Here is a 16,779-nt window from a genome sequence, read left to right as displayed (position 1 = left end):
ACCGTCGCAAGCCTCAGGCGTCTGGCTTCAGACTTCAGGCTTTTTTTATGAAATTCACTCCCGAACTTTCCTTCGACGGTGGTTGTGTACGACCACTGACCTACGAAGATGCCGAGGCTATGCTGGCCCTGTACCAGCAGCCTGAACTGCCGGGCCAGCGTGTGCCGGATGATATTGAACACATGAGCCGCATGGTCGATTACAGCGTGCAGATGGCCGCAACCCAACGCGGCATGATGTGGCTGCTGGAAGCGGACGGTGCCGTATTGGGCATGGTCAGTGCCTTTGACTGGCAGCCATCTCAGTTGCGCGTGATGATGCGCGTTGATGCCTTGCCGCAATTAACGGCGCCATTACGCGGCGCCGCGCTGAAAGCCTGTATGGATTTTCTGGCGCAGAAATATCACGTGCGCAATTTTGGTTATCAGTGGATTGCCGGTCAGCGCGACGACATTAAAACCATGCTGAGCACGCTGGGTTTCCAGCATTTCGCGACCCTGCGCGACGGCTGGCGGACCGGCGACAACGGCTTTGCCAACGTCGAACAATTCCACCTGCTGCGCGAAGAAGCCAGACCGGTTGCCGGTCGTCTGGGAGAGCAGGACAACCCGGGGCAGAATCTGGATAAATCCTTCAGTAAGGGAGACGCGCAATGAACTGGAATTTCCCCGCCGGTGATTTCACCCTGCGTCTGCCGGTCACCGATCAGGATGCCAGCGCACTGTACGCATTAATGAGCCGTCAGGACGTGGTTGATCATATCCCGCGTCAGGCCATGAGCGTTGACGCCCAGGCCATGGATGAACTGCGTCGTGTGGCCATGCGTTTTGAAACCCGCGAAGCCGCTTTCTGGCTGGTGGAAAATGGCGCCGGCGAACTGCGCGCACGTATCGGTATTCAGCGTATTAACTGGATGCTGCGCGCAGCACAGCTGCAGTGGGAACTGGCCGATAGCAGTGATCTGGCCATGCTGCAGCAGGTGCTGCCAGCCGTAGAACATTTTGTATTTTCTGAGCTGGGTCTGCACCGTCTGGAAATGCGCGTCTGCGAAGGCGCAACCGCGCATGAAGATCTGCTGACCGCGCTGGCCTTTACCCGCGAGGGCGTATTGCCGGCACAGCAGGAATACGAAGGTGAGATGATCAGCTACAGCCTGTGGTCCCGCCTGTCGACGGACTGATCCATTTTCAGCGCTGTAACCGCCATAAAAAACCGCGCTTAATCGCGCGGTTTTTTATTGTCCGGCCGGCGTATTCTGCAATATTGGCGTAAGCCAGCCCGAAATATCGTTAATTACCCAGGCGCGGTTGTTTAATCCGTTTGGTTTCTTCAGCTGATGATCAAGTTCCGGATACATCCGGTAGTGAATATTGTTTTTTCCCGCCTGCGTCAGGGCTTTGAGCATCAGATCGACCTGTTCCGGTGCAACGGATTTATCTTGCTGGCTCTGAATGATCAGTACGGGGGAATCAACGGACTGCAGAATCGATTGCTGGTCGAGCGCCAGCATCTGTTGCCACCAGTGAATGCCATGGCCGCTGACGATTGTATTTTCATGGGCGGATTGTTCGCTCGCACCTTCATCTTTCTGCTTGTTCGCCACTTTTTGTTCAGAACGGCTTTCTTTCTCCGGGCTGCTTTTATGGGGTCGCAGAGCAATTGGTTCAGCATCAAGGCTGTTCGCAAAGGCCATAAAGCCATTGATGGCGCCAGTGCGCTCAGGTCCTTCCGGAACGGAGGCCTTTATGCTGTGCAGAACGTCATCGATAAAACGCCGGCCGCCACCGTTGAATACAATGGTGGCGGCGATGTCGGCGCGTTGTGCGCTGATCAGGTTGGCGATGACGGCACCTTCACTGCCACCCAGAATAATCAGACGTTGATAAGCACCACTGGCCATCAGCTGATTCAGCACAAGCATACTGTCGGTCAGTCGTTGCTGCGGATGATCGTGCCGCAGAGTCCCGGCCGGGCAGTCGGGTCTTTCGGCATCCGCAGAATATGCGAGCGTACGGTTAATGCCGTATTTTTCGATTAATAACAGATCGGCAGCCGGCCAGACCTGACGGAAGCCGCTCAGAATGGCGTCATTCGTCAGCACGCTGTTGCAGTCGGAACCTTGCAGTATGTAGAGCAGGGTGCCATCGCGCTGCGCGGCAGGCAGCACATAAAAAAGAATATCAGACTGATCGTCGCGACTGAGCCGTTGAGCCTCTCTATTCAGCTGCGTAAGGGCACGCAGCGGAGTTTCTGCACGCACGTGGGCTTGGGGATGTATACCTTGGCTGGTCGTATCGCTCTTATCGCTCCTGTCGCTATTGTCGTTTGCGTCAGCCGTGTTAAACAGTAAACCAAAAGCCAGCGGCAACCATAAAATGGCAAGGCGTCGCCCAGTGTGCAGCAATTTAAAAAAGAACATCTTCAGCATCACAATCAGCGCTCGTTCAGACCTTTGCCGGCCAGTATCCGTTCGCGGAATCCGCTGATACGGGCGATCCGGGTTTCGGATTTTTTGGCGGCGTTCAGATTCAGCACGTAGCTGCGCTGGCGACCGGGTGTCAGCTTGTGGAAAGCCTCGGCCAGTTGCGGGTCGGCTTCCAGGGCGCCGGCCAGTTCGGACGGCAGTTCCATCTCGGTACTGACTTTTTCAGGTTTAATGCCGGCATCTGCATAGCCGATGGCTTCCTGCAAATAGGCCCGTAACGTCGGTTCGAGCAGGCTGACCCGGTTGGCGTCGGTAAAGCGTACCGTATCCGGGTGGCGGGTGTTGTCGCCCTGCTTTTCCAGAATGCCTGCCGTATCTTTCAGCAACGACGCGTTGAAAAAATTCAGACGAAAATCGCCGCGCACGGCCGCGATCAGGGCAATATTCCGGCCCTTATACACGTAGCACGGATGTCCCCATTTAACGGTTTCGTCCAGATTCAGACTGGTGCAGATGGCGCGCAGCCGCTTCTGGCCTTCTGCCCAAAGACGGGATGAACAATCGTCGCTGGCGAAACGATCACAGCGTCCGCAGCCGTTGGCAAAATAATCGTTAATATCCGTAATCATTGTGTGCTCTTCCTGATGTTGCACCGCTGGGTTTGGCGTCGGATGCATACTGTGGTTCGTTGATGAGTGGGTCAATAATCAGAGCGCTCGCTTCAGTCTCTTTTCCAGACTGAGTCAGCGGCGCTGAGTTCCCTGCCGCACGCATCCGGCGTCCGGTACTTTCAGCCAGAACAAAGGCTTATAAGCCTGTGATTCTCCGCACTGTCGGCTGAAACGCGTCGCCTGCTGGGTTTGTCACACGCAGCGTCTGCTCCCGGCAGGCCAGACGGTTACATCGCCGGGCCGCAGGCGTTAGACTGGAAAGCGACTAATCTTCTGCCGTTGGGTAGTTGTTTTCATCGACAGGCTTCAGGAGTAACCCTATGACGTCAGAAACCGGATGGACGATTGAGGATGCCGAGCAGCTCTACGGCGTATCACGCTGGGGCGCTGGCTATTTCCGTATCGGCGATAACGGCAACCTGCACATTACGCCGGACCCGGATAACCCATCGGTCCGCATCGATTTCAAATCCGTCCTCAATGAGATTCAGCAGGAAGGCGTGCAGTTTCCTGTGGTGGTGCGCTTTCACGATATTCTGCGTTCGCAGGTAACGCGTCTGAACAGCGCCTTTGCCGACATCATCCGTGAATGCGATTACCAGGGTGAATACCGCGGTGTGTATCCGATTAAAGTGAATCAGATGCGCGAAGTGGTAGAAGAAATCGTCTACGCCGGTAAGCCATTTAAATACGGTCTGGAAGCGGGCTCTAAAGCCGAGCTGCTGGCCGCACTGGCAATGAACACCAACGAAGATTCACTGACGGTGCTCAACGGCTATAAAGACGAAGAATTTATGCGTCTGGCGCTGATGGGGCGTCGCCTTGGCAACCGCATGGTGGTGGTGGTCGAGAAATATTCGGAATTAACCCTGCTGGTAAAAACCGCCAAGGAACTGGGTATCGATCCTATTATTGGTGTGCGCGCCAAAATTACCGCCAAAGGTCGCGGTAAGTGGGAGAGCTCTGGTGGCGAGCGCGCCAAGTTCGGTTTAACCATCGCCGAAATTATTCACGCGGCACGTTACCTCAAAGAGCAGGGCATGGAACATTGCCTCAAGCTGCTGCATTTCCATATCGGCAGTCAGCTGACCGATATCCGCTCGGTGCAGGAAGCCATTACCGAAGGTGCCCGCATTTATACCGAACTGTATAAAATGGGTTTTCCGCTCGATTACGTTGATGTCGGCGGCGGTCTGGGTATCGATTACGACGGCACGGCCTCGACCAGCGATTCCTCGCGCAACTACAGCATGCAGGAATACGTGGCCAATATCGTGCACGGCATGAAAGAAGTGTGCGATCTCGAAGACGTACCGCATCCGAATCTGGTCAGCGAAAGTGGCCGTGCCATTACCGCTCACCACAGCTGCGTGGTGACCCAGATTGTCGGCGAGATCAAAGCCAGCGGCGCCGGCATTGATACCTCGGCGGCCGACAGCGAGCATTTATTTGTCTCGAATATGCGCGACATTCTGCAGAGCCTGAACGACAGCGATAATCTGCAGCGCGCCTATAACGACGCCTCGCGCTACAAAGAGCAGGCCATTGATGCGTTCAAGCTGCGCGTACTGAGTCTGGAAGAACTGGCGAAAATCGAAACCCTTTACTGGCAGATCATGGAAGGAATCCGTAACGGCTCGGCCGATGCGGAATACGTCCCGGATGAACTGCAGGACATGAAGTACAGTTTGTCCTCGCAGTATTTGTGTAACTTCTCGATTTTCCAGTCGGCGGCGGATACCTGGGCCATCGACCAGTTGCTGCCCGTGGTGCCGCTGACGCGCATGAACGAAAAGCCGCAGGTTAATTGCTCGCTGGTGGATATTACCTGTGACAGCGATGGCAAAATCGACCAGTTTGCCGTTGGCCGTGAAATTACCCATATTTTGCCGCTGCACAAACTGAATACGGGTGAACCGTATTTTGTCGGCATGTTCCTGACCGGCGCCTATCAGGACGTGATGGGCGATATGCACAACCTGTTTGGTCGTCTGAACGAAGTACATATTTTCAGCTACGACGATGATCCGGAAGATTTCTATATCGAAGAAGTCGTACACGGTTCATCGGTAAAAGACGTGCTGACCATTATGCAATACAACCCGCAGGCCATGGCTTCGGATGTTAAACGCATGATCGACCGCCAGGTCGCCAATGGTCATATCAAACCACGCGAAGGTGTGCGCTGGACCGACTTCTATGAAGCCTGTCTGAACGGTTACACCTATCTGAAAACGTCTAAATAAGCCGATGGTTGTCGGTTATCGTTCTCTGAATTGCCAGAGGCGATAACCGGCTTTCACGGTTTCGTCCCACTGGTATCGCCTGTTTTAAATCCCTCGTTTCTGAACTCCGGCTTAACCCATTGGTTATTCTGTGGGAACGCTGGTTACGTATTTTCCATATCGGTTATCCTGCCCCTCTGAATTATACTTCCTGTTGTTGTCTGTTGTTGTCTGTTGTTGTCTGTTGTTGTCTGTTGTTGTCTGTTGTTGTCTGTTGTTGTCTGTTGTTTTCTGTTGCTTGCTGTTTACCGGTATGAAAAGGATTTTCTGATGCGTGCTCTGTTTGTGGTGCTTTTACTGGCGGCTGTGCCCGTGCAGGCCGGCGCTCTCGCGGATTTTGAACAATCGGCGAAATCCCCGAAATCGTCGGGTAGCAGTAATTCTGGCTCCTCATCCACTTCATCGGGCGGCAGGTCTGACGCTGACGCCTCCGGTCTGATGGGTGGTTTGCTGGAAGGCATTATTGAGCTGTTCTTCCGGGTGCTGGCAGAGGGTGGGGCAAACAGCGCGGCAAAAGCGGAATCTGCGTTTGCCCCGGACGACGCTGCTGCCGGGAATCCTCAATGGCCCTCAGATACTTCCTCCCCGGAATCTGTAACCACGGCAGAGATAAGGACTGATGCAGCCGCTGAGAATGATGCGGAGAATGACGCGAAGAATGGCGCAGAGAATAGTGAACGCTCAGACAATCCAGATGACCCGACCAAAAGCCCCGGATATTCAGCACCGTCAGCCAGTGAAGCGGATGTGAGCAATGCACAAGGCCAGGGTTTTGTACAAGGCTCAGGCCTGACCGGCTCGTTGGCATCATCGCCAGACGGTTATTCGGTCAGTCCGGCCAGCGATGGGGCACTGGATACACCCTATGAATCCGGTTACACCCGCAAAAAGCCGGGTGATCATTTACTGCCGTTTATGCAGGCCGATTTTTCTGTGGGCGATGGCACCTATGGCACGCACTGGAATGACCTGCGTCTGGAGGCCGGATATGGACCGGTTGCCCTGCTTTTGCGGCAGGGAAATTACAGCGAGGAAAACTCAAGCGACCGGCTGACCACACAGCAGGTGATGTTGACCTACCGAATGATGTTTTTTGACCGCATTGAATTGAATTTCGGCGGGGGTCACTATTCGATGGATGGCCAGTCGGTGACCTCCTCAGGGGCAATGTATTACGGCGGCCGCCTGCTGCTGAATGAATCATTCAGCGTGGGGTTCCGCAATACATCGGTGAATGGCCTGAATCTGCAGCTGGATGACACCGAGTGGCTGATGCAGATCGGCAGCGGCAACTGGTCCGGGAAATTATCCTACCGGTCGCTGGAAACCGACAGCATGCGCATCGCTGGCCCGTCCGTGGGGTTGGTGTTTACGTTCTGAATAGCGCATTGCTCGTTCATTGTGGATTAAAAAATGGCCCATAAAAAAAGACCGTATAAACGGTCTTTTTTTATGGGCGTTTCTTTATCCCTGCGTTAAAGCGCTCTCTGTGCCATTACTGGCCATAAGCGCCGGGCCTTACTCAAAATGCCACTGCGCTTTCAGCCAGACAGTGCGGCCCGGTTCGTTAACGCGCGTGGTCTGTTCATAACCGGCAATGGCGGCGCCGCTACGGGAGATGTGTTCGGCGTAGGTGACGTCAAACAGGTTGTCGATGCCGGCGGTAAACAGCAGGTCGTCCATGGCGCGGTAACCGGCGTTGAGCGAGAACACGTTAAAACCACCGGTTTTGCCAATGTCCTGACCGACCACGTTGCCTGTACCTTCGGCCACGCGGTTCTGGTCATCGACCAGGCGCCACAGAGCGCCGGCCGACCACACGCCGGTGTCGTAGGTCAGACCCAGACGCCCTTCCAGAGGAGGCAGCTGGCCCAGTGCCTGATGGTCGCTGTCGTTCTGGCCGTGTACCCAGGCCAGCGTGGCTGTGCTGGTCCAGCGGTCGGCGAAGTTCCAGCTGTTATCAGACTCCAGACCGTATGTCGTGGCGTCGATGTTGCGCGCGTTGCTGGCGTAGGCACTCACGTCGGGCAGGGTTTCAATCAGAATGTAATCGGCGTGTTGGGCGTAAAACGCCGACAGCGAGCTTTGCAGGTCACCGCTGCGGTGCAGGTAGCCGATGTCCAGCTGGGTGGTTTTTTCCGGTGCCACGTCGAAGGTGGAGGCCATGCCGGTCATCATCATGCTGGTGGCGGCCGGGTTTTTATTGCGTTCCCAGTAATCGGCGGCGCGCTCGCTGTGACCCACACCGGCGTAAAGGCGGTCGGTCGTGTTGCGCTGGTATTCGTAGCGCAGGAAACCGCTGGTCAGGGTGTTGTCGTCGGTCATGCCACTGGTGGTTTTATTGCTGCGCAGATCGTCGGCGCTGTCTTTGTTTACCCGCAGGCCGGCGTGCACGCTGCTGCCGCCGGCGTAGCTGTGATCCAGCTCGGCGAACACGCCGCTGGTGTTAAAGCGCATGTCGTCGGTGCGGCTCAGGCTGTCGTAATCCGGCGCGCTCATCATGCTGCTGGCCGAGCGCAGGCTGTGGTCGTTGCGCTGGGTGTCGGCGCCAACCGCCAGTTGGGTGCGTCCGGCGATGGCGAGGGTGGCCGACAGCGAGGCGCCACGGGTATCACGGTCCGGGTTCGACACCATGTACATGCCGCTGACGCGGCGCAGGCTGTAGTTGTCCATCACGTGGTCGACGTAATTGCGGTATACGCGGCCTTCAATTTTGCTGATCAGTGGCGATACGTTGCTGGTTTCAAAACTCAGACCCACATTGGAGCGGTCGAACTGCACGCCGTCCATGCTGCGGTCACCGTAACGGGCTTCGCCGTCGCTCTTCGCGCCGCTCAGTTCAATGCGGGTATCGGCATCCGGCGTCCAGCCCAGTGCGGCGTTGCTGCTCCAGCGGGTGTAGGCGGAATGCACGTCATGGCCGTCGCCGTCTTCATAATCGTTGGCGTCGGAACGGGTGCCGCTGAGCGACAGGTAACCGAGCTTGTTGCCGGCCAGCAGCGTGGCCACTTCATCGTTGCGCCCGGCGCTGCCGAGCAGCAGGCTGGCATCCCCCTGCAGCGGCGAGGCAGAAAAATCCGGTGTTTCACGCTCGAACAGCACCACGCCCGCGCTGTTGCCGGCGCCGTACTTCACGCTCTGCGGGCCTTTCAGCACCACCACTTCGTCATAGGCTTCCGGAAATACATAGGCGGTGGGCGGGTCCATGCGCATGCCGCAGCCGCCCATGATCATTTCGCCGTCGAGCAGCACGCCCAGACGGGATGCCGCCATGCCACGGAACACCGGGTCACCGTCGGTGCCGCCTTTGCGGATGACGTTAAAGCCCGGAATGTTTTTCAGCAGATCGGCGCCGTCGTGGGCCGGCACCGGCTGGCGTGGCGCTTTCGGGTCGGTGCTCACGGTCAGCACATCCGAGGTCGCCGGTGCGGTGACCACCACAGGTTCCAGCACGCTGGTGGATTCCGCATCGGCGGCGTGCGCCTGGGCAACGGAGGCAGAAACAACAGCCAGAGTCAGCAGATGACGGGTGAAGCCAGGCATGGGGTGTCCTTAATCGCAGAAGTGTCAGGGCGCGCAGGATAGCGGCAGCGGGCCGGGTGCGGGATGCGACAGGGTGTCGCAGCCCTGATCTGGGTCAGAAACCGCAGTTGGCGCCGTGGGTTTAGCAGAAGGTCGGATGCCGCGACGGCCGTGGGCTTGTTAGGGTAACCGTCCCGTCATAATCGGGGCGCATAACGGTGATACAGCATCAGCAAAGCCGTTATAACGGTCGTCGTTCCTACGGAGATTGATATGGCTCACGCAGAACCGGTATCGGGCAATCACAAGGCACCCGGCAGCAGCAAAACCCTGTGGACCGCACTGGCGTTGCTGGTGGCTGTGCCGCTGGCGGTGTTCCTGTTGCTGGCCCCCTCGCAGAATGACGCCGCCGCCGATGTGCAGACCTTCACCACCAACGCCGGCGAAGAACGCAGTCTGCGACTGGACGACGGCTCGCAGGTGCGGCTGAACGAAGACAGCACGGTTTCGATCCGCTACAGCGATCAGCAACGGCGGGTGCAACTGACTCACGGCAGCGCGACTGTGGTGGTGGCGCCAGATGCGGTGCGGCCGTTCTGGGCGCAGGCCGGTAACCTGCGTCTGCGTGCGGACGTCAGTGCGTTTCACTTACGTCTGAACGAAGAAAGCGTGGTGCTGCAGGTGATCGAAGGCAGCGTGCGTGCTCAGTCGGCCGGTTCGGTACAGACCCTCAACAGCGGCGATCAGATCATGCTCGCGCTGCAGCGCTGAGGCCGTCAGCGCATGTTGTGATAAAGGCGCCAGTTCTCATACCAGCGTCTTAATTTCATCGTTCTGTCATACGCCACAGGTAGCCTCGCCCGGCTTTGAATCAGGGTGGGGGCGATCCTGTGAGCAATCCTTCGGTGAGCGTAAAAAACACGGCCGTGCACGACGACGCGGCAGGCCGCCCCGCGCCGGCCGCCCAGACCCTGTTTGCCCATCAGCTGGTCAGTTATCTGCCCAACCTGCGTAAGTACATCGCCAGCCGCGTCTCCGACCGCCACGACGCCGAAGACCTGGTGCAGGACACGCTCGTCCGTTCCCTGAAAGTCACCGCCCACGGGCGCATCAGCAATCCGCTGGCCTACAGCCTGAGCGTGGCGCGCAGCGTGCTCACCGATTACTGGCGCAACCGTCCGCCACAGGCCGACGGCAGCGACCTTGTGGCCGAACCCGTTACCGAATCTCTCGATGAGGCGCACATCATGGCGCAGAAAGTGGAGTACCTGCAGACCGTGCTCGAACAGCTGCCGCCCCTGCGGCGCGAGGTGTTTGTGATGCGCCGGGTGCAGGGCAAATCGCGCGACGAAATTGCCACCGCGCTCGGGCTCAGCACCGAAGCGGTGAAGAAACACATTACCCGCGCCATGATCAGCATCGCGGCGGCGATGGAAGAGCAAGGCTACTGAGCCGCCTGTGGATATCAGCATGAATCACACCGCACCCGACGAACACATTCTGGATGAGGCCGCCGACTGGTACGACCAGCTCGACAGCCTGTCCGGCGCTGAGCAGCAGGCGTTCCGCGACTGGCTGGCGGCCGACGCCCGTCATCAGCAGGCCATCGACTGGCTGCAGCGTCATCTGCACGGTCACGACGACGCCCTTGTGCTGGCGTTGCAGAAGGTCGCCGCCAGACAGGCGCAGGCTGCACCGCAACCCGAACGGGCTGCGGCGAATGAGCCGCTGGCATCCGGCGGTCTGCGTGATATATCCAGGACAAACGAAACATCCCCCAACGCAGCGGCACCGGCTGCCACAAGCCCTGTTGCTATAAGACCCGCGCGCGCGCCGCGCTGGACGTCGCCGCTGGCCGCTGCCGCTGTGGTGCTGCTGGTGTCGGCGGCGGTGTTTGTTGTGACGGTGCCGGATACGGCGCGTAACCCGGTGGCCGATGCCTGGTACGCCACCGCCCACGGCGAGCATCAGCAACAGCGTCTGGCCGACGGTTCCAGCATCAGTCTGGCGGCGCAGACCCGTCTCAATGTGCGCCTTGAAGAGGCCTCGCGGCAGGTCACCCTGCATCAGGGCGAAGCCTTCTTCGAGGTGGCGCCGGACAAGAACCGGCCGTTTGTGGTCGACGCCGGCGACCTCAGCGTGCGCGTGCTGGGTACCGCGTTTGATATCGACCGCAGCGCAGGTTCGGTGGCGGTGGAAGTGCAGCATGGCCGGGTGGAGGTGCGCTGGAATGGCGGCGAGAAAATTCTGCTGGCCGGTGACGCCGTGCGCCTGAAAGACGGTCAGCCGGTGTTTTACAGCGGTGACAACGTCGCCAGCTGGCGCGACGGCTGGCGTCAGGCCGACAACGAACGTCTGAGCGATACCCTGGCTCATCTGCAGCGTTACAGCGAGCGCCCGATCCGCACCCGCGATGTGGCCGCCGATCTGCACTTCAGCGGCCGCTACAGCACCCACGATGTCGAAGGCACACTGGCCCTGATCGCCGGGCTTTTCGGTCTGCAACTGACGGTTCAGCCGGATGAAATCCTGCTGGCGGGTCGCACCGGTGACGCGCACTGAGTCAGCCCGGCGGTGGGCAGCCTCCGGGCTGCCGTGGCGCAGCGTCCTGCGGCTGGCCTGCCTGCTGCCGGCGGCGTTCTTCCTGCCGGACTCCTCTGCACTGGCGGCCTGCTTTTACGACGGCGTCAGCCAGACCCGCGCCGATCATCTGCTCGGCCAGCTGAATCAGCGCTACGGGCTGGCGGCCATTTCGGACCAGCCGCCGGAAACCCCCATTCCCCAGCCGCTCGGCGATTGTCCGGCGGACGAATTTCTGGCCCTGATCAGCGCCAACAGCGACTGGCAGGCCGTCACCCAGAACGGCGGCGTACGCCTCACCCGGGTTGCCCGCGCGCCCGTGGCACAAGCGGCGCGGGCGCCGGTGCCCGAAATCGTTGTACTCGGCCTGCCTGATGGCATGAGCCGCGCCAACGCTGCCCGTTACGCCAGTAACGGCCTGAGTGCGCGCACCGATATTACGCCGGCGCAGCTCAGCGGCGAGGGCGACCTGACCCATTCGCTCAGCCGCCAGAGTGCCATCGCCTTCAGTCAGGAAGCGGGCATGGACCGTAACATCAGCATCCGCGGCTTAAGCTCCGACGCCAGCCGGGTGCTGGTAAACGGCATGCCGATGCTGGCCACCAGTGCCAGCATCGATGCCCGTGGCGCGGTGAATAACTCGCGCAGCTTCGATTTCAACGTGCTGCCGCAGGGGCTGTTTACGCAGGTGGTGGTCGGGAAATCGTCCGACGCCCGCACCAACGAGGGCGCCATCGGCGGCTCGGTGGATCTGCGCATCCCGAAGCCGCTGGACATGGCCAACGCCGGGCTGCTCGGCCAGTGGCTGTCGCTGCAGGCAGAAAATAATCTGAGCAACGGTGCCGACGGCGCGGCGCTGGCGGCGGGTACGGTGCAGGCCCGCGACGACGGCAGTCTGGGCTGGTCGTTCGGCGTCAGCCTGCGTCAGCGCGGCACTCAGGAACGGGGGTTTTCCACGGTGCGCTGGCAGACCTCCGACTGGGGCGAGCAGAGCGCCCTCAGCGACGACCAGCAGGCGGACATCGACGGCCTGTTTCATCCGCGTCACAACCGCTACGACCTGCTGCTGCGCGATCAGACCACGCTCGGCGCCAGTGCGGCGCTGCAGTGGCGTGACGGCGTCTGGGGCGACATCGACCTCAGCCTGTTCGGCGCGCGCATGCACCAGTCGATGCACGAGTACCACATCAGCTCTGCCAGCCTGAAAGATCAGGACTTAAGCAGCGTGCAGGTCAACGACTACACCAGCGACGGCCGCGGCATGGTGTACGGCGATTTTTCCAATGTGGATATCCGCAGCGAACACAATTACGAGGTCGACGAAACCCGGCTCGGCCAGCTGACCTTCGACTGGGCATTGCCGCTGTCTGCGGTGTGGCGCCTGAACACCTCGGCCGGGCTGATGAACTCGGATTTCGACAGCCCGGTGCACGACAAGGTCTCGCTCACCCGTTACGGCCAGGATTTCAGTTACGACCTGCGCAGCAACAGCCGCATCGCCGTGAATCACTACGGCTTCGACATCAGTGATCCGGCCGGCTGGCAGCTGAGCCGCATCACCCGTCAGCAGGATGAAGTCACCAACCGCTATCAGGTGGGCTCGCTGGAGCTGGTGGCCGATCAGGGGCAGGGGCTGCGCCACTTCTTCGGCCTGCAGTATCAGGGCTTTGCCAACCAGCGGCGCGAGGCGGACGACGACACCGAAAGCGTCAGCGGTGAGTATGTAAGCGGCTATCAGCTCACGCCGGGTAACTTCGGCCGCAGTCTCGGCGTGTCGGGGCTGCCACGGCAATGGGTGGTGGGGCGCCAGAGTCTGATCCGTACCCTCGGCATCAGCGACACGCCGCTGACCCGTGACCCGACGCTGCAGCACCGGCTGGACGAAACCACGCTGGCCGGCTGGTGGCAGACCGGTTTTGAAAGCTGGCGCTGGGCCTGGCCGCTGCGCGGCGATGTTGGCCTGCGCTGGAGCGGCACCGAGCAGCGCGTGCGCGGCGCCTGGCTGATCGACGACAGCGCCGAGGCGGTGGACGTCAGCAGCCGTAACCAGAACTGGCTGCCGTCGCTGCATCTGGTGGCCCATGCCCGCGACGACCTGCTGCTGCGCTTCGGCTACAGCCGGGACCTGAGCCGGCCGTCCATCAGCGACCTGACCTCGGCCGTGACCCTCAGCAGCCCCAGCGCGCGGCTGCTGGAAGGCGGTAACAACCAGCTGCGGCCGTCGCGCGCCCACGCCTTTGATCTGGCCGGCGAATGGTACGGCGACGACGGCGAACTGCTGGCGCTGGGGCTGTTTTACAAACGCATCGACAGTCTGGTGGTGGACGTGCTGGAAAGCGTGTCCCTCGATCAGCTGCCGTATTACAACCCGGCCTGGGCCAGCCTGAGCGACGACGGACTGTATTCATACCGGCGGCCGGTGAACGGGCCGGGCACTGATATTTCCGGGCTGGAGCTGACGCTGTCATCGCCGTTGCGCTGGCTGCCGGCGCCGTTCGACCGCCTCGGTCTGGACCTGGGCTATGCCCTGAGTCACGGGCTGGTGCGTTATCCACTGGAGGAGGGCGAGGTGACGCTGCCGGCGCCCGAGCTGTCGCGGCATGTGGTCAGCAGTGACCTCTGGTATCAGTGGCAGCGGCTGCGGGCCGGGGTCACGCTGCGCGCACGTTCGCAGTATCTGGTACAGGTGCCGGGGGCGAACGGCAACGACCGTGTCGGGGTCAACGGCTCGGCCATTGCCGGCGCGTATCTGCACTGGCAGGCGGACGAGCAACTGACGCTGACACTGGAAGCGCGCAACCTTACCAACGAGGCCTACGACCTGTTCGTCGATAAAACCAACCGGGTGTACAGCTACTCGACCACGGGCACTGAGCTGATGGCCGGGGTCAGTTTGCGCTTCGGTGATTGACCCCATAACCGCCCGCCAGCCCTTGTGGCGTCTGTATGTCATTGATATGAAATAAAAACTTAACCGAATCTTCATCGCCCGGGCTGTCCCCGCCGGCGCGTTTTCAGCGTCTTCCCCGGTGTCGGACGCGTAGTCACCACGCGCCGCTTTCCGTTAACTCAGCTGAGAAATGAAGACGATGAACCCGAATCAAGCTTTCGTTCTGCGCCCGCTGACGCTGGCCGTTGCAGCCGCCCTGCTGCTCACCGCCTGTGGCGAAGACGACAACAACACTGATGCCATCGACACCTCGGTATCGGTGACCAAAGCCGCACTGCCAACCGGTCTGGGCTTTGAACAATACGTCGCCCTGCCGGACGTGGCTTACCCGCTGCCAGCCATCACTTACGCGGCGAATAACGGCTCCAGCGACAGCAGCGTGCGTTACAGCGTTGACCACAACGCCATCGCCTACGCCCAGCGCGGCATCAACAGCATCTGGATGGGCACCACTGCCGAATGGCAGTCGGCTGCCTCCAGCAGTGGCCCAGGCGAGTACAAGGCCGATGCCGACGCCATCGTCGACAGCACCAACTGGACCAAGAACATTGAATACGTGGTGGACGTCACCACCAACCGCAGCGAAGACCGCGCGATTCTGGCGTTCCTCGATGACCGTCGTTCCAAGAACTACAGCGTGGTCGATGGTTTCGGTCCGCTGACCGAAGACTACGCCGCCGCCTCCGGTGCCTACACCGACATCCGCGTGCCGAGCAAAGCACAGGTGCTGACCGACACCGACTATCTGGCCGACGGCAACGACTCGTCGATCTACGCCGGTGACGTGACATCCGAACTGGGCGACGTGGTGCAGATGGTGATGGATTTCCGTTATCAGATCGCCCCGGCCTCAACCAGTGCGCCTAAGTACATCTTCTCGACCCCACGCCCATGGCGCATCAAAACCGATGGCACCATCGACCTGACCGGCAGCGAAACCGTGACCTGTAAGTACCCGGACACTGCCACCGCCGAACAGACCGCCACCGGCACCGAAGACCGTACCTTCGACGTCTACACCACCGACGTGCAAATCGTTCCGGGCCTGCTGTGTCAGCGCCGTACCGGCACCAACAGCATGAAGAAAGACGGTGCTTACCCATCCGGCCACACCAACGCCGGTACGCTGGCGGCGCTGGCCTACGCCTATTCCTTCCCGCAGCGTTTCTCTGAGCTGGTGTTCCGTGGTTCTGAGCTGGGCGAGAGCCGTATCGTGGCCGGTATGCACTCGCCGGTGGACGTGATCGGTGCCCGTATTCAGGCCCTGATCGACGCCGCTTACTCGCTCAACAGCGACACAGGTGCCGCCCACGGTGATGCCGCTGTGATGGCCACCCAGAGCTACTTCGGCGCCAAAGCCGCCGCAGCGGGCATGAGCCTCTTCGACTACGCCCACCAGACCGTGACCAACGGCAGCTACAGCAACGGCAGCAACGTCAACGTTGAGGTGTTCAACAACAACTTCTACGACGATCACGCGGCGATTAAGGCCGAATACCTGGCGCGCATGACCTACGGCTTCACTCAGGACAGCAGCAAAGCCGGTCAGGCGGCCGTGGTACCGCTGGGCGCCGAAGCCCTGCTGAAATCCCGTCAGCCGTATCTGTCTGACGAACAGCGCCGCGCTGTGCTGGCCACCACCGAAGTGGATTCCGGCTACCCGATTCTGGACGACTCCGAAGGTTGGGGCCGTATCAACCTGGTGGCCGCTGCTGACGGTTACGGTGCCTTTGACGGCGACGTGAACGTGTACATGGAAGCGGGCAAAGGTGGCTTCAACGCCAAAGACTGGTGGCGCAACGACATCAGCGGCGAAGGCAAGCTGACCAAAGCCGGTTCCGGTGAACTGGTGCTGACCGGCACCAACACCTTCAGCGGTGGCGCTGTGGTCGAAGCCGGTGTCCTGACCGCGGCCTCGGCCTCGGCCATGGGCAGCGGTACTGTATTCGTACAGGGTGGCGAGCTGGCGGTTGACGCCGACGGCGCACTGGCTCTGCAAGCACTGACCGTTGAACCGGCGGCGTCTCTCTCCGTCGCCATGGACGACGACAGTGTGCAGGTGGCGGTGACCGGCAACGCTTACGTGCAAGGTGCCGCTCTGCAACTGAGCTTTGCCACCACGCCGGCGTCCGGCACCCGCTTCACTGTACTCACCGCCGATCAGATCGGCGGTGAGTTCGCCAGCGTCTACGCCGGCGACGTCAGTGTGTCGCTCTCGTACGAATCGGACCGCGTGATCGCGCGGATCGAGTAAGACCAGAACCCGCCACCCGGCGGGTTTTTCTTTATGGGCGTTCCGGGCCCTGCAACTGGCGCGAATTGCGCTGCAGAGCGGCCCGGATTGTC

The 16,779-nt window shown here is 60.3% G+C and carries 12 protein-coding genes; 9 read left to right on the top strand and 3 right to left on the bottom strand.

Annotated features, from left to right (window positions below):
- Positions 1 to 47 precede the first annotated feature (47 nt).
- Both ACQUQU_RS14025 and ACQUQU_RS14020 read left to right on the top strand, forming a co-directional pair.
- Positions 48 to 656 (top strand): GNAT family N-acetyltransferase, encoded by a 609-nt coding sequence (locus tag ACQUQU_RS14025; RefSeq protein ID WP_430460327.1) that lies wholly within the window; start codon positions 48 to 50, stop codon positions 654 to 656.
- Positions 653 to 1,180, top strand: a complete 528-nt coding sequence (locus tag ACQUQU_RS14020; RefSeq protein WP_430460326.1) for a GNAT family N-acetyltransferase — start codon at positions 653 to 655, stop codon at positions 1,178 to 1,180. Before ACQUQU_RS14025 ends, ACQUQU_RS14020 begins: the two co-directional genes overlap by 4 nt.
- 54 nt (positions 1,181 to 1,234) lie before the next feature.
- On the opposite strand, the gene ACQUQU_RS14015 is transcribed toward ACQUQU_RS14020, so the two are convergent.
- Positions 1,235 to 2,260, bottom strand: coding sequence for a prolyl oligopeptidase family serine peptidase (locus ACQUQU_RS14015; RefSeq protein ID WP_430460325.1), 1,026 nt, complete (start codon positions 2,258 to 2,260; stop codon positions 1,235 to 1,237).
- Positions 2,261 to 2,433: 173 nt separating this feature from the next.
- Positions 2,434 to 3,054, bottom strand: coding sequence for a YdeI/OmpD-associated family protein (locus ACQUQU_RS14010; protein ID WP_430460324.1), 621 nt, complete (start codon positions 3,052 to 3,054; stop codon positions 2,434 to 2,436).
- A gap of 362 nt (positions 3,055 to 3,416) precedes the next feature.
- On the opposite strand from ACQUQU_RS14010, the gene speA reads away from it, so the two are divergent.
- Complete coding sequence (gene speA / locus ACQUQU_RS14005; RefSeq protein WP_430460323.1) at positions 3,417 to 5,342, top strand: biosynthetic arginine decarboxylase; 1,926 nt, start codon at positions 3,417 to 3,419, stop codon at positions 5,340 to 5,342.
- A 243-nt stretch (positions 5,343 to 5,585) separates the two neighbouring features.
- Complete coding sequence (locus tag ACQUQU_RS14000) at positions 5,586 to 6,761, top strand: hypothetical protein (protein WP_430460322.1); 1,176 nt, start codon at positions 5,586 to 5,588, stop codon at positions 6,759 to 6,761.
- Between the two features lie 138 nt (positions 6,762 to 6,899).
- Here the strand turns inward: ACQUQU_RS14000 and ACQUQU_RS13995 are convergent, their stop codons facing one another.
- Positions 6,900 to 8,924, bottom strand: coding sequence for a TonB-dependent copper receptor (locus ACQUQU_RS13995; protein WP_430460321.1), 2,025 nt, complete (start codon positions 8,922 to 8,924; stop codon positions 6,900 to 6,902).
- A gap of 252 nt (positions 8,925 to 9,176) precedes the next feature.
- Between ACQUQU_RS13995 and ACQUQU_RS13990 the strand changes: the two genes are divergently transcribed.
- The 5 genes from ACQUQU_RS13990 (at position 9,177) to ACQUQU_RS13970 (ending at position 16,687) form a co-directional block, all read left to right on the top strand.
- A complete protein-coding gene (locus ACQUQU_RS13990) occupies positions 9,177 to 9,674 on the top strand; it encodes a FecR family protein (protein WP_430460320.1) in 498 nt (165 codons plus the stop codon).
- 119 nt (positions 9,675 to 9,793) lie between these two features.
- Complete coding sequence (locus ACQUQU_RS13985; RefSeq protein ID WP_430460319.1) at positions 9,794 to 10,354, top strand: RNA polymerase sigma factor; 561 nt, start codon at positions 9,794 to 9,796, stop codon at positions 10,352 to 10,354.
- 19 nt (positions 10,355 to 10,373) lie between these two features.
- Complete coding sequence (locus ACQUQU_RS13980; RefSeq protein WP_430460318.1) at positions 10,374 to 11,465, top strand: FecR family protein; 1,092 nt, start codon at positions 10,374 to 10,376, stop codon at positions 11,463 to 11,465.
- Complete coding sequence (locus tag ACQUQU_RS13975; RefSeq protein ID WP_430460317.1) at positions 11,425 to 14,394, top strand: TonB-dependent receptor; 2,970 nt, start codon at positions 11,425 to 11,427, stop codon at positions 14,392 to 14,394. The genes ACQUQU_RS13980 and ACQUQU_RS13975 overlap by 41 nt, the downstream gene beginning before the upstream one ends.
- Before the next feature lie 178 nt (positions 14,395 to 14,572).
- Positions 14,573 to 16,687 (top strand): phosphatase PAP2 family protein, encoded by a 2,115-nt coding sequence (locus tag ACQUQU_RS13970; RefSeq protein WP_430460316.1) that lies wholly within the window; start codon positions 14,573 to 14,575, stop codon positions 16,685 to 16,687.
- Positions 16,688 to 16,779: the final 92 nt, after the last annotated feature.

This window comes from Thalassolituus sp. LLYu03 (assembly GCF_050507655.1).
GTDB lineage: Bacteria > Pseudomonadota > Gammaproteobacteria > Pseudomonadales > Oceanobacteraceae > Venatoribacter.
The sequence above is the reverse complement of the archived record's forward strand: the minus strand, read 5'-3'. Positions and strand labels throughout refer to the sequence as shown.